Source organism: Pseudomonas koreensis, from assembly GCF_024169245.1.
GTDB lineage: Bacteria > Pseudomonadota > Gammaproteobacteria > Pseudomonadales > Pseudomonadaceae > Aquipseudomonas > Aquipseudomonas koreensis_F.
Window position 1 is genome coordinate 1,270,819 of the sequence record NZ_JALJWP010000001.1, and the last position, 17,564, is coordinate 1,288,382.

Here is a 17,564-nt window from a genome sequence, read left to right on the forward strand (position 1 = left end):
ACATCACGCCGTCTTCTGCAACCCCGCCACCGTGCGCGGCATCGCGACAAAACCGGGCAAGGCTTCGATTCGCGCCAGCCAGGCGCGAACGTTGGCGTAGTCATCCAGCGAGACATTGCCCTCCGGCGCATGCGCGATGTAGCTGTAGGCAGACACGTCAGCGATGGTTGGCTCATCGCCTGCCAGATAGGCTGTCTTGCCCAACTCCAGCTCCATGACCTTGAGCAGATTATGCGCACGGCCAATGACTTCCTCAGCGTTCAGTTGCGCACCAAACACCGTGATCAAGCGTGCTGCCGCCGGGCCAAAAGCAATCGGCCCCGCCGCTGCCGACAACCAGCGCTGCACCTGCGCGGCACCCACCGGGTCGCTGGGTAGCCAGCGACCGTTGCCATACTTCTGCGCCAGATACACCAGAATCGCATTGGAATCGGCCAGCACTACGCCGTTGTCATCAATCGCCGGCACCTGGCCGAAACTGTTGATCGCCAGGTACTGCGGTTGCTTGTGCTCGCCCTTGGCCAGATCGATGAAGATCAGCTCGGTCGGCAGTTGCAGCAAAGACAGCATCAACTCGACGCGGTGGGCGTGGCCGGAACGGGGGAAGTTGTAGAGTTTGATCGCTTGCATGGTCGACTCCGCTGAACAATGACGTCGCTCGGGGATGAGCGCGCCGATGGAGTCATCATCCACGGATCGCGAAAACAACAGAATCACCTGCCGCTGCAATCGATTATTTCATCTCGTGCAATAACGCCGCTGCGTTCAAGGCCGGATGCTCGCGCAGTGCTTTGACGGCGAAGTCGACAAAACTGCGGATCCGCGCCGGCGCCTTGCGCCCGCCCTGGTAGACCACATGGATCGGCAGCGGCGGCAGTTCGAACTCGGCGAGGACGATTTCCAGTTCGCCCGCCGCGACCTTGTCCGCCACCTGGTAGGACAGCACTCGCGTCAGGCCCAGGCCTTTGCGCGCGGCGGTGATCGCCGACTGATTGGCCGTGACCGTCAAGCGCGGTTCGGTGCGCACGCTGAGTGCTTCATCGCCATCGAGAAACGGCCAGTTGCGTTGTTGCCCGATCGCCGATGTCGCCACCACCGGCAGCCCGGCCAACGCCTGTGGATGATCCGGTCGGCCATGCCTGGCGAGAAAATCCGGCGAGGCGCAGATCACTCGCCGCACTTCGCCGACACGGATCGCATGCTGATTGCTGTCCGGCAGCTCACCGATACGCACCGCGACATCAATGCCCTCCTCGACCATGTTGACGACCCGGTCCAGCAACAGCGCGTTGATCGACACATCCGGATAACGACAAAGGTAATCGGCCATCACTGGCGTCACGAACAGATCGCCGAACAACACCGGCGCAGTAATCGTTAACTGCCCGCGCGGCAAGGCGTGGCTGCCTGCCGCCGAATCCTCGGCCTCCTGCACTTCGGCGAGAATCCGCCGGCAGTCATCGCAGTAACGTTGCCCGGCTTCGGTGAGATGCACGGTGCGCGTAGTACGCACGAGCAATTGCGTACCGATGTGCTGTTCCAGCGCCGCCACCGCGCGGGTGACACTCGCCGCCGACAAACCCAGACGCCGCGACGCCGCCGAAAAGCCTTGCTCCTGGGCGACGACAACGAAGATCTGCATTTCCTGAAAGCGGTCCATGGGATTCCTCGGCGGCGGATACGACAATCGCAGCCGAGGCTGCGATTGGGGAAGCGTAGATCAACTGTGGATAACTTATTCCACGGTCACCGATTTCGCCAGGTTGCGCGGCTGATCGACGTCAGTGCCTTTGAGCACGGCCACGTAGTACGACAGCAGTTGCAACGGGATCGTATAAAGGATCGGCGAGAGAATGTCGTGGATGTGCGGCATCTGCACCACGTGGGTGCCTTCGCCGTTAGTCATTCCGGCCTTCTCATCCGCAAACACGATCAATTCACCGCCCCGGGCGCGGACTTCCTGCAGGTTGGATTTGAGCTTTTCCAGCAGTTCGTTATTCGGCGCGACAGTAACCACCGGCATGTCGTTATCCACAAGGGCCAGTGGGCCGTGTTTCAGCTCACCGGCCGGGTAGGCTTCGGCGTGAATGTAGGAGATTTCCTTGAGCTTCAAGGCCCCTTCCATTGCTACCGGGAATTGCGCGCCACGGCCGAGGAAAAGAGTGTGGTTTTTCTCGGCGAACAGCTCGGCGATTTTCTCCACGGTGCTGTCCATCGCCAGCGCTTCGCCCAGACGGGTCGGCAGGCGACGCAGCTCTTCGACCAGCGTCGCCTCGACGCCGTCAGTCAAAGTCCCGCGGACCTGACCCAGCGACAACGTCAGCAGCAACAGACCGACCAATTGCGTGGTGAAGGCTTTGGTCGAGGCCACGCCGATTTCGCGACCGGCCTGGGTCAGCAAGGTGAGATCGGATTCGCGTACCAGCGAGCTGATGCCAACGTTGCAGATCGCCAGGCTGGCGAGGAAACCCAGCTCTTTGGCATTGCGCAAGGCCGCGAGGGTGTCAGCGGTTTCACCGGACTGCGAGATGGTCACGAACAGCGTGTCCGGCTGCACTACCACTTTGCGATAACGGAATTCACTCGCGACTTCGACCTGGCACGGAATACCGGCCAGTTCTTCAAGCCAATACCGCGCGACCATGCCGGCGTGATAGCTGGTGCCGCAGGCGACGATCTGCACATTGCGCACTTTGGCAAACAGTTCGGCGGCTTGCGGACCGAAGGCCTCAACGAGCACCTGATTGTTGCCCAGACGACCTTCGAGGGTGCGCTGAACCACGGTCGGTTGCTCGTGGATTTCCTTGAGCATGTAGTGGCGGAACTCGCCCTTGTCGGCGGCTTCGGCACCATCGGTGTACTGCACAGTCTGGCGCTCGACGGCGTTGCCGTTGACGTCCCAGATCTGCACGCTGTCGCGGCGGATCTCAGCGATATCGCCCTCTTCCAGATACATGAAACGGTCAGTGACCTGACGCAGGGCCAATTGGTCGGAGGCGAGGAAGTTCTCGCCCAGCCCCAGGCCGATCACCAATGGACTGCCACTGCGCGCGGCGACCAGTCGATCCGGTTGCTGCACATTGATCACCGCCAGACCGTAAGCGCCATGCAGCTCCTTCACCGTAGCCTTGAGGGCGGCCGTAAGGTCCGGTTGTTCCTTGAGCTTGTGCGTCAGCAGATGGGCGATGACCTCGGTGTCGGTGTCCGAGCTGAACGCATAACCCAATGCTTTCAGTTGTTCGCGCAGGGCCTCGTGATTCTCGATGATGCCGTTGTGCACCACCGCGATATCACCGGAAAAATGCGGGTGGGCGTTGCGTTCGCAAGGCGCACCATGGGTCGCCCAACGGGTGTGGGCAATACCGAGACGGCCGGCCAGCGGGTGTTCGGCCAACGCAGTTTCCAGCTCGCTGACCTTGCCCGGACGGCGCATGCGCTCCAGGGTTTCGTCGTTGGTGTAAACCGCCACACCGGCGCTGTCGTAGCCGCGGTATTCGAGGCGCTTCAGGCCTTCGAGGAGGATGGCGGTGATATTACGTTCAGCTACAGCGCCAACAATGCCACACATGGTTATTTCTCCTGACTGACAGCCGCACAGATCAAAGTGATCCCGCGGGCCTGAAGCTGATCGCGCGCCTCGACTGGCAGGCGATCATCGGTAATGAGGGTATGGATGCTGCTCCAGGGCAGCTCCAGGTTGGGAATCTTGCGGCCGATCTTGTCGGCCTCGACCATCACGATGACTTCCCGCGCGACATCGGCCATCACCCGGCTAAGGCCGAGCAATTCGTTGAAAGTCGTGGTGCCGCGAACCAGATCGATGCCGTCGGCGCCGATGAACAACTGATCGAAGTCGTAAGAGCGCAGTACCTGCTCGGCGACCTGGCCTTGAAAGGATTCAGAATGCGGATCCCAGGTGCCGCCGGTCATCAGCAGCACCGGCTCGTGTTCGAGTTCGCTCAAGGCGTTGGCGACGTGCAGCGAGTTGGTCATCACCACGAGGCCGGGTTGCTGGCCCAGTTCGGGAATCATCGCGGCGGTGGTGCTGCCGCTGTCGATGATGATGCGTGCGTGCTCGCGGATACGTTGGACCGCCGCGCGGGCGATCGCCTGCTTGTATTTGGAGATACTCTGCGCAGTGTCCGCGACCAGCTCTTGCGGCATGGTGATCGCACCACCATAGCGACGCAACAATAAACCATGGGTTTCCAACGCAGCGAGATCCTTGCGAATCGTAACTTCCGAAGTTTCGAAGCGTTTGGCCAGCTCATCCACACTGACTTCGCCCTGCTCATTGAGCAAGGCGAGGATGTTATGGCGACGCTGGGGTGTATTGCGCTTGGACATGGCGGCTTAAGTTTCGATTCGAAAGATAACGTGAAGCAATGAAACTCTATCGAAAGGTTGCCGTCAAGACGCGAGGAGAAAAATTCAGAAAGGTTGAAATTATTGTGGGAGCGAGCGAGCTTGCGAAAGCGGTGTGTCAGTGAGTGGCAACGTCACTGAGATAGAGCATTCGCGAGCAGGCTCACTCCTACTGGGGGACTGTGGATAAGTCAGGATTTCTTGATCTTCTCCGGCCGTTTCCAGCCATCGATATTCTTCTGCCGCGCACGACCTACCGCCAATTGAGCGTTATCCACATTCTGGGTAATGGTCGAGCCGGCTGCGGTGGTCGCACCGTTGGAGATATCCACAGGCGCCACCAGCGAATTGTTCGAGCCGATGAACACGTCGGCACCCAACACGGTTTTCCACTTGTTGGCGCCGTCGTAATTGCAGGTGATGGTGCCGGCGCCGATGTTGGTGCGTGCGCCAATCTCGGCATCGCCCAGATAAGTCAGGTGGCCAGCCTTGGCCCCTTCGCCCATGTGCGCATTTTTCAGCTCGACGAAGTTACCCACATGCGCACGTGCCTCGAGCACAGTACCCGGGCGCAATCGTGCGAAAGGACCGGCATCGCTGCCTTCACCGAGAATTGCGCCTTCGATATGACTGTTGGCCTTGATCACCACGCCTTTGCGCAGGGTGCTGTCCTTGATCACGCAGTTCGGACCGATCTCTACGTCGTCTTCGATGACCACCTTGCCCTCAAGGATCACGTTGATATCGATCAGTACATCGCGCCCCACGGTAACTTCGCCGCGCACATCGAAACGCGCCGGATCACGCAGGGTTACGCCTTGAGCCATCAGTCGACGTCCGGCACGTAACTGGTAATGACGTTCGAGTTCGGCCAATTGCTTGCGATCATTGGCGCCCTGCACTTCCATCGGATCATGCGGTTGTTCGGTGGCAACCACCAGACCATCGCTGACCGCCATTTCGATCACGTCGGTGAGGTAATACTCGCCCTGCGCGTTGTTGTTCGACAGGCGACTCATCCAGTCCGCCAGTCGACTGGCCGGCACGGCGAGGATGCCGGTGTTGCCTTCGGTGATCGCACGTTGTGCTTCGCTGGCGTCTTTGTGCTCGACGATCGCAGCAACCTTGCCGTCGGCATCGCGGACAATGCGGCCATAACCGGTCGGGTCATCCAGCTCTACGGTGAGCAGGCCCATTTGTCCCGGCACCACATGCTTGAGCAGGCGCTGCAGCGTTTCGACTTCGATCAGTGGCACGTCACCGTAAAGGATCAGCACGGTGTCGGCATCGATGAACGGCACGGCCTGAGCGGTGGCGTGGCCGGTGCCCAGTTGCTTGTCCTGAAGCACGAAATTCAAGTCATCGGCCGCCAAGCGCTCACGCACCACTTCAGCGCCGTGACCGATCACCACATGAATGCGCTGGGGATCAAGTTGACGAGCGCTGTGGATAACATGGCCGAGCATGGAGTTGCCGGCAATCGGGTGCAGGACCTTGGGCAGCGCCGAGCGCATACGAGTGCCTTGACCGGCCGCGAGGATAACGATTTCGAGAGACATGACTGGCTACCAATCCTGGGTGGTCAGCGACTGCGACCGGGGTTTGAATTCGGAAAAGAAAAAAGGGTAGCCGAGGCTACCCTTTTTTATCAATCGCACAACAAGCGGCTGACGGATTAACCGCCAAACTTCTTGCGGATCTGCTGGACGGTGCGCAGCTGGGCTGCAGCCTCGGCCAGACGTGTGGCAGCGGCGCCGTAATCGAAGTCCGCGCCTTTTTCGTTCAGGGCATTCTCGGCAGCCTTGAGAGCTGCCTGAGCCTGAGCTTCATCCAGGTCGGCGGCACGTTGCACGGTATCGGCAAGTACCTTGACCATGTTCGGCTGAACCTCGAGGAAACCACCGGAGATGTAGAACACCTCGGCTTCCCCGCCTTGCTTGATCAGGCGGATCGGACCCGGCTTGAGATTAGTGATCAGCGGCGCGTGACCCAGAGCGATACCAAGATCACCCAGTGCACCGTGCGCAATCACCATCTCGACCAGGCCGGAAAAGATTTCCCCTTCCGCGCTGACGATATCGCAATGGACTGTCATAGCCATCTGATTGCCTCAACCTAAATTAGCGCCCGTTGCCGGGCGCCGGGATTACAGTTTCTTGGCTTTCTCGATCGCTTCTTCGATGCCGCCAACCATGTAGAACGCTTGTTCTGGCAGGTGGTCGTAGTCACCGTTGAGGATACCTTTGAAGCCAGCAATGGTGTCTTTCAGGGAAACGTATTTACCCGAAGCACCGGTGAAGACTTCAGCCACGAAGAACGGCTGCGACAAGAAGCGCTGGATCTTACGAGCACGGTTAACCAACTGCTTGTCGGCTTCCGACAGCTCGTCCATACCCAGGATCGCGATGATGTCTTTCAGCTCTTTGTAACGCTGCAGAACATACTGGACGCCGCGAGCGGTGTCGTAGTGGTCCTGGCCGATCACGTTCGGGTCCAGCTGGCGCGAAGTCGAATCCAGTGGATCTACCGCCGGGTAGATACCCAGGGAAGCGATGTCACGGGACAGAACGACGGTGGCGTCCAAGTGGGCGAAGGTGGTCGCTGGCGACGGGTCGGTCAAGTCGTCCGCCGGTACGTATACCGCCTGGATCGAGGTGATCGAACCTTCCTTGGTCGAAGTGATACGTTCTTGCAGAACGCCCATCTCTTCGGCCAGGGTCGGCTGGTAACCTACTGCCGAAGGCATACGGCCCAGCAGTGCGGACACTTCGGTACCGGCCAGGGTGTAACGATAGATGTTGTCGACGAACAGCAGAACGTCGTTACCTTCGTCACGGAACTTCTCGGCCATGGTCAGGCCGGTCAGTGCTACGCGCAGACGGTTTCCCGGCGGCTCGTTCATCTGACCGTAAACCAGTGCCACTTTGTCCAGAACGTTGGAGTCCTTCATCTCGTGGTAGAAGTCGTTACCCTCACGAGTACGCTCACCCACACCGGCGAACACGGAATAACCGCTGTGCTCGATGGCGATGTTACGGATCAGTTCCATCATGTTTACGGTTTTGCCTACACCGGCACCACCGAACAGACCGACTTTACCGCCTTTGGCAAACGGGCAAACCAGGTCGATAACCTTGATGCCGGTTTCCAGCAGGTCGTTGCCGCCTGCTTGCTCAGCGAACGAAGGAGCCGGACGGTGAATGCCCCAGCGCTCTTCGGTGTCGATCGGGCCAGCTTCGTCGATCGGGTTACCGAGGACGTCCATGATCCGGCCCAGGGTCGCTTTACCGACCGGTACGGAAATGGCTGCGCCAGAGTCGGTGACTTCCAGACCGCGCTTCAAGCCCTCGGTGGAACCCATCGCAATGGTACGAACCACGCCGTCGCCCAGCTGCTGCTGAACTTCCAGGGTGGTTTCAGCCGCGCTCACTACTTTCAGCGCGTTGTAGATGCTCGGTACGCTGTCGCGTGGAAATTCCACGTCGATAACGGCGCCGATGATTTGAACGATACGTCCGCTACTCATAGCTGGATCCTCTGAATATTTGAACCGTTAAACCGCGGCAGCGCCGCCGACGATTTCCGAGATCTCTTGGGTGATCGCAGCCTGACGCGCCTTGTTGTAGATCAGCTGCAAATCGCTGATCAAATCACCGGCGTTGTCGGTAGCGTTCTTCATCGCGATCATCCGCGCAGCCTGTTCAGCCGCGTTGTTCTCGACCACCGCCTGGTAGACCTGCGACTCGACGTAACGGACCATCAAGCCGTCAAGCAGCTCTTTGGCGTCCGGTTCGTAGAGATAGTCCCAGTGGTGCTTGAGATCCTGATCCGGGGTTGCCACCAGTGGAATCAACTGCTCCACGGTAGGCTGTTGCGTCATGGTGTTGATGAACTTGTTGGACACCACGGACAGGCGGTCGATACGGCCGTCCAGGTAGGCATCCAGCATCACCTTCACGCTGCCGATCAGATCATTGATCGACGGCTCTTCACCCAGGTGGCTGATAGCTGCAACGACGTTACCGCCGAAGTTGCGGAAAAAGGCCGCACCCTTGCTACCGACTACACACAGATCGATCTCGACGCCGTTTTCGCGGTTTACCGCCATGTCCTTGACCAGGGCCTTGAACAGGTTGGTGTTCAAGCCGCCGCACAGACCACGGTCACTGCTCACGACGACATAACCGACGCGCTTGATTGCACGGTCGATCATGAACGGGTGGCGGTATTCCGGGTTGGCGTTGGCCAGATGCCCAATTACCTGGCGGATACGCTCCGCATAAGGACGGCTAGCAGCCATGCGCATTTGTGCCTTGCGCATTTTGCTGACCGCCACTTTTTCCATGGCGCTGGTAATCTTTTGCGTGCTTTTGATGCTCGCAATCTTACTGCGAATCTCTTTTGCGCCTGCCATGTAACACCTATCAGGTTAGCAAGCGGGAGCCTCGCGGCTCCCGCTGCGGCTTACCAGGTTTGGGTGGCCTTGAACTTCTCGATACCGGCTTTCATGCCAGCGTCGATTTCGTCATTGAAGTCACCTTTAACGTTGATCTTGGCCATCAAATCGGCGTGATCGCGGTTGAAGAAAGCGATCAGCGCTTGTTCGAAGCTGCCGACCTTGGCGATTTCAATGTCAGTCAGGAACCCACGCTCAGCGGCATACAGCGACAGCGCCATGTCAGCGATCGACATTGGTGCGTATTGCTTCTGCTTCATCAGCTCGGTAACGCGCTGACCATGCTCAAGTTGCTTGCGGGTCGCTTCGTCCAGGTCAGAAGCGAACTGGGCGAATGCCGCCAGTTCACGGTACTGAGCCAGAGCGGTACGGATACCACCGGAGAGCTTCTTGATGATCTTGGTCTGAGCGGCACCACCCACACGGGATACCGAAACACCGGCGTTCACTGCAGGGCGGATGCCCGAGTTGAACATGGCCGATTCCAGGAAGATCTGACCGTCGGTGATGGAAATCACGTTGGTCGGAACGAACGCGGAAACGTCGCCAGCCTGGGTTTCGATGATCGGCAGTGCGGTCAGGGAACCGGTTTTGCCGGTCACTGCGCCGTTGGTGAACTTCTCTACGTATTCTTCCGAAACGCGGGATGCGCGCTCCAGCAGACGGGAGTGGAGATAGAACACGTCGCCTGGGTAGGCTTCACGGCCCGGTGGACGGCGCAGCAGCAGGGAGATCTGGCGGTAAGCCACTGCCTGCTTGGACAGATCGTCATAAACGATCAGCGCGTCTTCACCGCGGTCGCGGAAGAATTCACCCATGGTGCAACCGGAGTACGGAGCCAGGAATTGCAGCGCAGGAGATTCCGAAGCACTGGCAGCCACGATGATCGTGTTGGCCAGGGCGCCGTTTTCTTCCAGCTTGCGAACCACGTTGGCGATGGTCGATTGCTTCTGACCGATGGCTACGTAGACGCAGAAAATGCCGCTGTCTTTCTGGTTGATGATCGCGTCGATCGCCAGAGCGGTCTTACCGATCTGACGGTCACCGATGATCAGCTCACGCTGGCCACGGCCGACAGGGATCATGGCATCGACAGCCTTGTAGCCAGTCTGTACAGGCTGGTCTACCGACTTACGCCAGATCACGCCTGGAGCAACTTTCTCGACCGCGTCGGTCAAGGTGTTGCCCAGTGGACCTTTGCCGTCAACAGGGTTACCCAGAGCATCGACTACGCGGCCCAGCAATTCCTTACCAACAGGAACTTCGAGGATGCGGCCGGTGCACTTGGCGCTCATGCCTTCAGCCAGCGACTGGTAGGAGCCCAATACCACGGCACCTACGGAGTCCTGCTCCAGGTTGAGGGCCATACCGTAGACGCCGCCCGGAAACTCGATCATCTCGCCGTACATGACGTCGGCCAGACCGTGAATCCGCACGATGCCGTCAGATACGCTGACGACAGTGCCTTCGTTACGGGCTTGGGAGGTCACATCGAGCTTGTCGATGCGGCCCTTGATAATTTCACTTATTTCGGAAGGATTGAGTTGCTGCATTGCTCTGCTGCCCCTTCAAACTCAAGATTTCAATGCTTCGGCAAGTTTCGCGATTTTGCCGCGAATCGAGCCATCGATAACCAGGTCGCCGGCGCGGATCACGACACCACCAATCAAGGCAGCGTCCTCCGCAACTTGCAGGCGCACTTCCCGGTTGAGTCGTGCACTGAGAACCTTGGCGAGTTTGTCTTGCTGTTCTTGGTTCAATGCAAATGCACTGGTTACTTCAACGTCTACCGATTTCTCTTGTTCGGCCTTGTACAGGTCGAACAGAGCGGCGATCTCCGGCAGAAGCAGGAGACGGTCGTTTTCGGCAACGACGTTGATGAAGTTGCGTGCCTTTTCATCAAACTTGTCGCCGCACACGTCAATGAACGTGGCGGCCTTTTCTGCGCTCGTCAGTCGCGGGGCCTTGAGCACGCGCTGCAGGGTGTCGTCTTGCGACACCGCTGCTGCCAGGCCGAGCATGGCTGACCAATTGGCCAGTTGCTGGTGGGCCTGAGCGTGCTCGAAGGCCGCCTTAGCGTAAGGTCGGGCCAACGTGGTCAGTTCTGCCATGATCGCCCTCGCTTAGATTTCAGCAGCCAGTTGGTTAACCAGCTCTGCGTGCGCGTTTTGATCGATTGTGGCACCCAGGATCTTCTCGGCGCCGCCGACAGCCAGCAAGCCCACTTGGGCACGCAGCTTGTCTTTGACGCTGTTCAGTTCCTGTTCGATCTCGGCTTGAGCCTGAACCTTCACACGGTCAGCGTCGATACGGGCTTTTTCAACAGCCTCTTCGACGATCTGGTTACCGCGTTTCTTGGCTTGCTCGATGATTTCAGCTGCCTGAGCTTTCGCTTCGCGCAGTTGCTGACCCGCTTTCTCTTGGGCCAACTCCAGGTCGCGAGCTGCACGGCTGGCAGCGTCCAGACCATCAGCGATCTTCTTTTGACGTTCGTGCAGAGCAGCGATGACCGGAGGCCATACATACTTCATGCAGAACAGTACAAAAATCAGGAACGCAACGGACTGGCCAATCAGGGTCGCATTAATGTTCACGCCAACACCTCGCAGTTACGTTGTCCATCACACCAAATTACCCGGAAGATCCGAGTAATCAGCCAGCGATCTGACCAACGAACGGGTTCGCAAAGGTGAAGAACAGAGCGATACCAACACCGATCATGGTTACGGCGTCGAGCAGACCGGCAACGATGAACATTTTAACTTGCAGCATTGGAACCATTTCTGGCTGACGCGCTGCGCCTTCCAGGAACTTGCCGCCCAACAGGCCGAAACCAATTGCGGTACCCAGTGCGCCCAGGCCGATCAACAGTGCAACAGCGATAGCGGTTAGACCAACTACAGTTTCCATCTTTCCTCCCGACTTTTACGTCGTATGGTTTAGGTTTTTTAGATTAAAGCGGTAAAACAAATCGTTTCAGTTGCCCCGCAAGGAGCTCCCTCCCGTTTGACCGGGAGGAACATCAGACTAGTCGAGACTGGTCTTAATGGTTTTCTTCGTGCGCCATCGACAGGTAGACGATGGTCAGCATCATGAAGATGAACGCCTGCAGGGTGATGATCAGGATGTGGAACACAGCCCACGCCCACTGCAGAACAACGCCCAGGCCGCTGAGCCAGAGCAGGCCGCTGCCGAACATCACAGCGATCAGAATGAACACCAGCTCGCCGGCATACATGTTGCCGAACAGACGCAGAGCCAGAGAGATCGGCTTGGCGATCAGGGTGACGAATTCCAGCAGGAAGTTCACCGGGATCAGCAGCGCCTGAACGAAGATGTTCTTGCTGCCGAACGGGTGCAGGGTCAGTTCGCCGATGAAGCCGCCGATGCCCTTGACCTTGATGCTGTAGAAGATGATCAGTGCGAACACCGAGAACGCCATACCCAGGGTCGCGTTCGGGTCGGTGGTCGACACGGCGCGGAACGGGATGTGTGCATCGCCGGAGATCAGGATGGCCAGCTGAGGAATCCAGTCGACCGGTACCAGGTCGACGGCGTTCATCAGGAACACCCAGACGAAGATGGTCAGTGCCAGCGGCGCGATCACCGGGCTACGGCCATGGAAGCTGTCTTTCACGCTGCCATCGACGAATTCGACCAATACTTCAACGAAGTTCTGCAAGGCACCCGGCTGACCCGAAGTCGCTTTCTTTGCCGCCATGCGGAAAAGAAGAACGAAGATCAGACCCAGCGCGACCGACCAGCCGAGGGTATCGACGTGGAAAGCCCAGAAGCCCATTTCCTTGGCCTCTGCTGCGGTGTGGGCAAAGCCCCAGCCGCCGTTGGGTAGCTGACCGAAAGTCAGGTTCTGCAAGTGGTGCTGGATATAGCCCGAAGCGGTTGTTTCTGCCATGGTTGCCTCAAACGCCCTAAGGTCTCGAAAGTCTTGTTCTCATCAGCAGGGGAGCGAACCAGCTGACCGACTGAGTCAGCACGAACACGCCGAATACTGCGATCGGCGCCAGTGGCTTCACACCTGCGAACACCAGTGCAAACAGCACTGCCGTCAAAATAAGTTTGCCTGCCTCGCCGGCATAAAAAGACCGGACGATGGACTGGGCTGCTCGGGCGCCGGAAAACCGAAATGCCTTGTGAGCGAAATAAACATTGGGCAGCAAGGCTATCAGGCCTCCGCAAAGTCCCGAGTATCCGGCAACGACTCCATGCCATTGCCAGAGCGCCAAAGCGGCAATGAGCAAAATGACAAATTGAGCCATCAACACCGGAAAAACTGCCAGGCGATGGAAGGGCAGGCGGTTTGGCTTGCGGGTTTCCATCACGTTTGCTCTCCAATGGTCGGCTGCCAGAATTCAATAACTTGGCATAATTTGTGCCGACAAAATGCGCGCAGAGTATAGGGGCGGTTCTGCCCCTATTCAACTGTCAGGTAGTGATTTCCGACTGCGCGCTACATGAGGAAATGTTTCAGCGGATGTGTGCGAGCACACCTTGAAGCTCGTCGAGCGAGTTATAACCGATCACCAGTTGGCCTTTGCCCTTCTTGCCGTGGCGAATCTGCACTGCAGAGCCTAAGCGCTCGGCCAGGCGCTGCTCGAGGCGAGCGATGTCCGGGTCGGGTTTTGCAGCTTCCACAGGCTCCGGTTTGCCACTCAACCACTGGCGAACCAGTGCCTCGGTTTGGCGCACGGTCAGCCCGCGTGCGACAACATGTCGCGCCCCTTCAACCTGCTGATTGTCCGGCAGACCGAGCAAGGCACGCGCATGACCCATTTCCAGATCACCGTGCGACAGCATGGTTTTGATGACTTCCGGCAGTGCAATAAGTCGCAACAGGTTAGCCACAGTCACTCGCGACTTACCCACAGCCTCGGCGACCTGCTGTTGGGTCAGCTGGAATTCCTGCTGCAAGCGCTGCAAAGCCACCGCTTCTTCGATCGGATTGAGGTCTTCACGCTGGATGTTCTCGATCAGTGCGATCGCAATGGCGGTTTCATCCGGCACATCGCGGACCATTGCCGGGATGGTTTCCTGCCCGGCCTGCTGACTGGCGCGCCAGCGGCGTTCACCGGCGATGATCTCGAAGCGGCCGCCACCTATTGGGCGCACCACGATCGGCTGCATCACACCTTGCGCCTTGATCGATTGCGCCAGCTCTTCCAGTGCCTGTGGGTCCATGTCCCGGCGCGGCTGATATTTGCCGCGCTGCAGCAGGTCCAGTGGCAGGTGTTGCAGTTCACGGGTGTCAGCCTGCGCGGCCTGTTCTTCCAGCGCGCTGACCGTCGGACCACTCAGCAGAGCATCCAGTCCACGTCCGAGACCTCTTTTCTTGACGGCCATGGGGATTCCTTAAGTTGGCTGAGCAGCAGCAATGCGTGAATTTTTGCGCTGACGGCGAACCATTTCGCCCGCCAGAGCCAGATAGGCCAGGGCGCCACGCGATTGCTTGTCGTAAGCCAGCGCCGGCATGCCGTAGCTTGGTGCTTCGGCCAGGCGAATGTTGCGCGGGATCACCGTGTCGTACAACTGATCGCCGAAGTGTTCCTTGAGCTGCGCCGAGACATCGTTCATCAGGCTCAGGCGCGGGTCATACATGGTCCGCAGCAGGCCTTCGACTTTCAGGTTCGGATTGAGCAGCTCGGCGATGCGCTTGATGTTATCCACAAGGTCGCTCAAACCTTCCAGTGCAAAGTATTCGCACTGCATGGGGATAATTACGCCGTCAGCGGCGACCAGTGCGTTAAGCGTGAGCATCGACAGCGACGGTGGGCAGTCGATCAGAATGTAATCGTAGTTGTCGCGGATTGGCGCCAACGCACTGCGCAGACGGCTTTCCTTCATCTGCATTTCCAGCAATACCACTTCCGCGGCAGTCAGGTCGCGGTTGGCCGGCAGCAGCTGGTAACCGCCGTGCTCGGAAAAGTGCATGGCTTGGCCCAGGTCGCATTCGCCGATCAGCAGATCGTAAACCGAGTTTTCCAGGCCATGTTTATCCACACCGCTACCCATGGTGGCGTTGCCCTGTGGATCGAGATCGATCAACAGCACCCGGCGCTTGGTCGCGACCAGGGATGCTGCGAGGTTGATGCAGGTGGTGGTCTTGCCCACACCACCCTTCTGGTTCGCTATCGCGAATACCTTAGCCATTCTTGCTTGTGTTCCCAATCATGCCGTGCGGCGCAGTATCAGCAGATGGCGTTGGCCTTGGCAACCGGGGACGGCCAGGGCGTGTTCGCTATCGAGTTTGAAATCTGCCGGCAATGCTACCAGCTCATCGGCCGGATGAACGCCCTTCATTGCCAGCCAGCGTGTATCGGCATCGCCGAGGTGGCGAGTCCAGTTGGTGAAGTTTTCCATGCTGCTGAATGCCCGGGAAATGATCCCGTTGAAAGGCTGGGCAGGCTGGAACGCTTCGACGCGACTGTGGATAACTTGCAGGTTATTCAGTTTGAGTTCGAGTTTGACCTGAGTCAGGAAACGGGTTTTCTTGCCGTTGCTGTCCAGACAGGTCACTTGCGAATCCGGATACAGGATTGCCAACGGAATCCCCGGCATGCCGCCGCCACTGCCAACGTCGAGCCAGCGGCCGTTTTCGATAAACGACATCACGCTGAGACTGTCGAGCAGGTGGCGGGAAACCATTTCGTCCGGATCACGCACGGCGGTCAGGTTGTAGGCCTGATTCCATTTGATCAACAGGGCCAGATAACTCAGCAGCAACTCGTGCTGGGTTTCAGTGAGCTCGACACCGAGCGCGCGGGCTCCTGTGGATAACTCTTCGGCGTGTTGCGAAGTGACCTTGGCACTCAAGCGCTTTGCTCCAACTGACGGCCCGCGCCGCGTTTTTTCAAATGAATCATCAACAGCGAGATCGCCGCCGGGGTTACGCCTGGAATCCGCGAGGCCTGGCCCAGAGTTTCGGGACGCGTGGCGCCGAGCTTGCTCTGGATCTCCTTGGACAGACCGGAAATGTTGGTGTAATCGATATCCACAGGCAATTTTGTATCTTCGCTCGCGCGCAGACGAGCGATTTCGTCCTGTTGACGGTCGATGTAACCGGCGTATTTGGTCTTGATTTCGACCTGCTCGGCGACTTGTGAATCTTCCGCGCCCTGCCCGGTCACTTCGACCAGCCCGGCGTAGTCGATTTCCGGACGGCTCAACAGGTTGAGCAAATTGTATTCGTGAGTCAGTGGCGTGCCGAATTTCTCGGCAATCGCATCGCCCTGAGGGGTATTCGGACGAACCCAAGTGCTTTTCAGGCGCTGTTCTTCCAATTCGATGCTTTCGCGCTTTTTGCAGAAGGCCGCCCAACGCGCGTCATCGACCAGACCGAGCTCGCGACCTTTTTCGGTCAGACGCAGGTCGGCGTTGTCCTCGCGCAGAATCAGGCGGTACTCGGCACGGGAAGTGAACATGCGGTACGGCTCCTGGGTACCGAGGGTGATCAGGTCGTCAACCAACACGCCGATATACGCTTCATCGCGACGCGGGCACCAGGCTTCTTTGCCCTTGGCGCGCAGTGCTGCATTGGCACCAGCGAGCAAACCTTGGGCGCCGGCTTCTTCGTAGCCGGTAGTGCCGTTGATTTGCCCGGCGAAGAACAGACCGCCGATGACCTTGGTTTCCAGGCTGTACTTCAGATCGCGCGGATCGAAGTAGTCGTACTCGATGGCATAACCCGGGCGCACGATATGCGCGTTTTCCATGCCGCGGATCGATTGCACGATCTGCAATTGCACGTCGAACGGCAGGCTTGTGGATATCCCGTTCGGATACAGCTCATGGGTGGTCAGACCTTCCGGTTCGATGAACACCTGATGGCTTTCCTTGTCGGCAAAGCGGTGGATCTTGTCTTCGATCGACGGGCAATAGCGCGGGCCGACGCCTTCGATTTCACCGGCAGCGGAATACATCGGCGAACGATCAAGGTTCGCCGCGATGATTTCGTGAGTGCGGGCATTGGTGTGAGTGATCCAGCAACTGACTTGCCGCGGATGCTGTTCCTTGTTGCCCATGAACGACATCACTGGAATCGGCGTATCACCTGGTTGTTCGGTCATCACCGAGAAATCCACAGACTTGCCGTCGATACGCGGTGGCGTACCGGTTTTCAGGCGACCGACACGCAGTGGCAGTTCACGCAAACGATGAGCCAGCGCGATTGACGGCGGATCACCGGCACGACCGCCGGAAAAATTCTGCAAACCAATGTGGATAAGTCCGCCGAGGAACGTACCGGTGGTCAACACCACGGAATCGGCGAAGAACCGCAGACCCATTTGCGTGACAACACCGCGGACCTGTTCCTGCTCGACGATCAGGTCGTCAGCGGCCTGTTGAAATATCCACAGGTTCGGCTGATTTTCCAGGATTTCGCGGACAGCGGCTTTGTAAAGAATCCGGTCGGCTTGCGCACGGGTGGCCCGTACCGCCGGGCCTTTACGACTGTTCAACACACGGAACTGGATGCCGCCCAAATCTGTGGCCGTAGCCATCGCGCCGCCGAGGGCATCGATTTCCTTGACCAGATGGCTTTTGCCGATGCCACCGATGGCCGGGTTGCAACTCATTGCACCGAGGGTTTCCACGTTATGCGTCAGCAACAGGGTTTTTGCCCCCATGCGTGCTGACGCCAGTGCTGCCTCGGTACCGGCATGACCGCCGCCGATGACGATCACTTCAAAACGGGAAGGGAAATCCACCACGCACCTCGTGCCTGCTT

Annotated in this window: 18 protein-coding genes; all 18 read right to left on the reverse strand. The window is 58.5% G+C overall.

Annotated elements, in window-relative coordinates; genetic code table 11:
- Positions 1–3: 3 nt before the first annotated feature.
- The 18 genes from J2Y90_RS05910 to mnmG all read right to left on the reverse strand — a co-directional run bounded on the left by J2Y90_RS05910 (position 4) and on the right by mnmG (position 17,544).
- Positions 4–630: a glutathione S-transferase family protein gene (locus J2Y90_RS05910; RefSeq protein WP_253497439.1), complete on the reverse strand. Its 627-nt coding sequence runs from the start codon at positions 628–630 to the stop codon at positions 4–6.
- A gap of 103 nt (positions 631–733) precedes the next feature.
- A complete protein-coding gene (locus tag J2Y90_RS05915) occupies positions 734–1,660 on the reverse strand; it encodes a LysR family transcriptional regulator (protein WP_253497441.1) in 927 nt (308 codons plus the stop codon).
- Between the two features lie 75 nt (positions 1,661–1,735).
- The gene (glmS, locus tag J2Y90_RS05920) at positions 1,736–3,568 is read right to left on the reverse strand and encodes a glutamine--fructose-6-phosphate transaminase (isomerizing) (protein ID WP_253497443.1); all 1,833 of its coding nucleotides are present in this window, start codon (positions 3,566–3,568) and stop codon (positions 1,736–1,738) included.
- Between the two features lie 2 nt (positions 3,569–3,570).
- A complete protein-coding gene (locus J2Y90_RS05925) occupies positions 3,571–4,347 on the reverse strand; it encodes a DeoR/GlpR family DNA-binding transcription regulator (RefSeq protein WP_253497445.1) in 777 nt (258 codons plus the stop codon).
- Between the two features lie 209 nt (positions 4,348–4,556).
- Positions 4,557–5,924, reverse strand: a complete 1,368-nt coding sequence (gene glmU / locus J2Y90_RS05930) for a bifunctional UDP-N-acetylglucosamine diphosphorylase/glucosamine-1-phosphate N-acetyltransferase GlmU (RefSeq protein ID WP_253497447.1) — start codon at positions 5,922–5,924, stop codon at positions 4,557–4,559.
- A 116-nt stretch (positions 5,925–6,040) separates the two neighbouring features.
- The gene (locus J2Y90_RS05935) at positions 6,041–6,466 is read right to left on the reverse strand and encodes a F0F1 ATP synthase subunit epsilon (protein ID WP_016772407.1); all 426 of its coding nucleotides are present in this window, start codon (positions 6,464–6,466) and stop codon (positions 6,041–6,043) included.
- A gap of 45 nt (positions 6,467–6,511) precedes the next feature.
- Positions 6,512–7,891 carry a F0F1 ATP synthase subunit beta gene (atpD, locus tag J2Y90_RS05940; RefSeq protein WP_007911961.1) on the reverse strand — a complete coding sequence of 460 codons (1,380 nt, stop codon included), beginning with the start codon at positions 7,889–7,891 and terminating at the stop codon, positions 6,512–6,514.
- A gap of 27 nt (positions 7,892–7,918) precedes the next feature.
- A complete protein-coding gene (atpG, locus tag J2Y90_RS05945) occupies positions 7,919–8,779 on the reverse strand; it encodes a F0F1 ATP synthase subunit gamma (RefSeq protein ID WP_008084419.1) in 861 nt (286 codons plus the stop codon).
- Between the two features lie 50 nt (positions 8,780–8,829).
- Positions 8,830–10,374, reverse strand: coding sequence for a F0F1 ATP synthase subunit alpha (gene atpA, locus J2Y90_RS05950; protein ID WP_253497449.1), 1,545 nt, complete (start codon positions 10,372–10,374; stop codon positions 8,830–8,832).
- A gap of 21 nt (positions 10,375–10,395) precedes the next feature.
- Positions 10,396–10,932 carry a F0F1 ATP synthase subunit delta gene (locus J2Y90_RS05955; protein ID WP_016772404.1) on the reverse strand — a complete coding sequence of 179 codons (537 nt, stop codon included), beginning with the start codon at positions 10,930–10,932 and terminating at the stop codon, positions 10,396–10,398.
- Between the two features lie 12 nt (positions 10,933–10,944).
- Positions 10,945–11,415 carry a F0F1 ATP synthase subunit B gene (locus J2Y90_RS05960; protein ID WP_016772403.1) on the reverse strand — a complete coding sequence of 157 codons (471 nt, stop codon included), beginning with the start codon at positions 11,413–11,415 and terminating at the stop codon, positions 10,945–10,947.
- Between the two features lie 58 nt (positions 11,416–11,473).
- Complete coding sequence (atpE, locus tag J2Y90_RS05965) at positions 11,474–11,731, reverse strand: F0F1 ATP synthase subunit C (protein WP_003097235.1); 258 nt, start codon at positions 11,729–11,731, stop codon at positions 11,474–11,476.
- A gap of 133 nt (positions 11,732–11,864) precedes the next feature.
- Positions 11,865–12,734, reverse strand: a complete 870-nt coding sequence (atpB, locus tag J2Y90_RS05970; RefSeq protein ID WP_016772402.1) for a F0F1 ATP synthase subunit A — start codon at positions 12,732–12,734, stop codon at positions 11,865–11,867.
- A 16-nt stretch (positions 12,735–12,750) separates the two neighbouring features.
- Positions 12,751–13,158, reverse strand: a complete 408-nt coding sequence (locus J2Y90_RS05975; protein WP_008084411.1) for a F0F1 ATP synthase subunit I — start codon at positions 13,156–13,158, stop codon at positions 12,751–12,753.
- Between the two features lie 148 nt (positions 13,159–13,306).
- A complete protein-coding gene (locus tag J2Y90_RS05980; RefSeq protein ID WP_007960777.1) occupies positions 13,307–14,179 on the reverse strand; it encodes a ParB/RepB/Spo0J family partition protein in 873 nt (290 codons plus the stop codon).
- A gap of 9 nt (positions 14,180–14,188) precedes the next feature.
- Positions 14,189–14,986, reverse strand: a complete 798-nt coding sequence (locus J2Y90_RS05985; RefSeq protein ID WP_016772400.1) for a ParA family protein — start codon at positions 14,984–14,986, stop codon at positions 14,189–14,191.
- Positions 14,987–15,004: 18 nt separating this feature from the next.
- Positions 15,005–15,649, reverse strand: coding sequence for a 16S rRNA (guanine(527)-N(7))-methyltransferase RsmG (gene rsmG / locus J2Y90_RS05990; protein ID WP_253497452.1), 645 nt, complete (start codon positions 15,647–15,649; stop codon positions 15,005–15,007).
- A complete protein-coding gene (mnmG, locus tag J2Y90_RS05995; protein WP_253497455.1) occupies positions 15,646–17,544 on the reverse strand; it encodes a tRNA uridine-5-carboxymethylaminomethyl(34) synthesis enzyme MnmG in 1,899 nt (632 codons plus the stop codon). Before mnmG ends, rsmG begins: the two co-directional genes overlap by 4 nt.
- Positions 17,545–17,564: the final 20 nt, after the last annotated feature.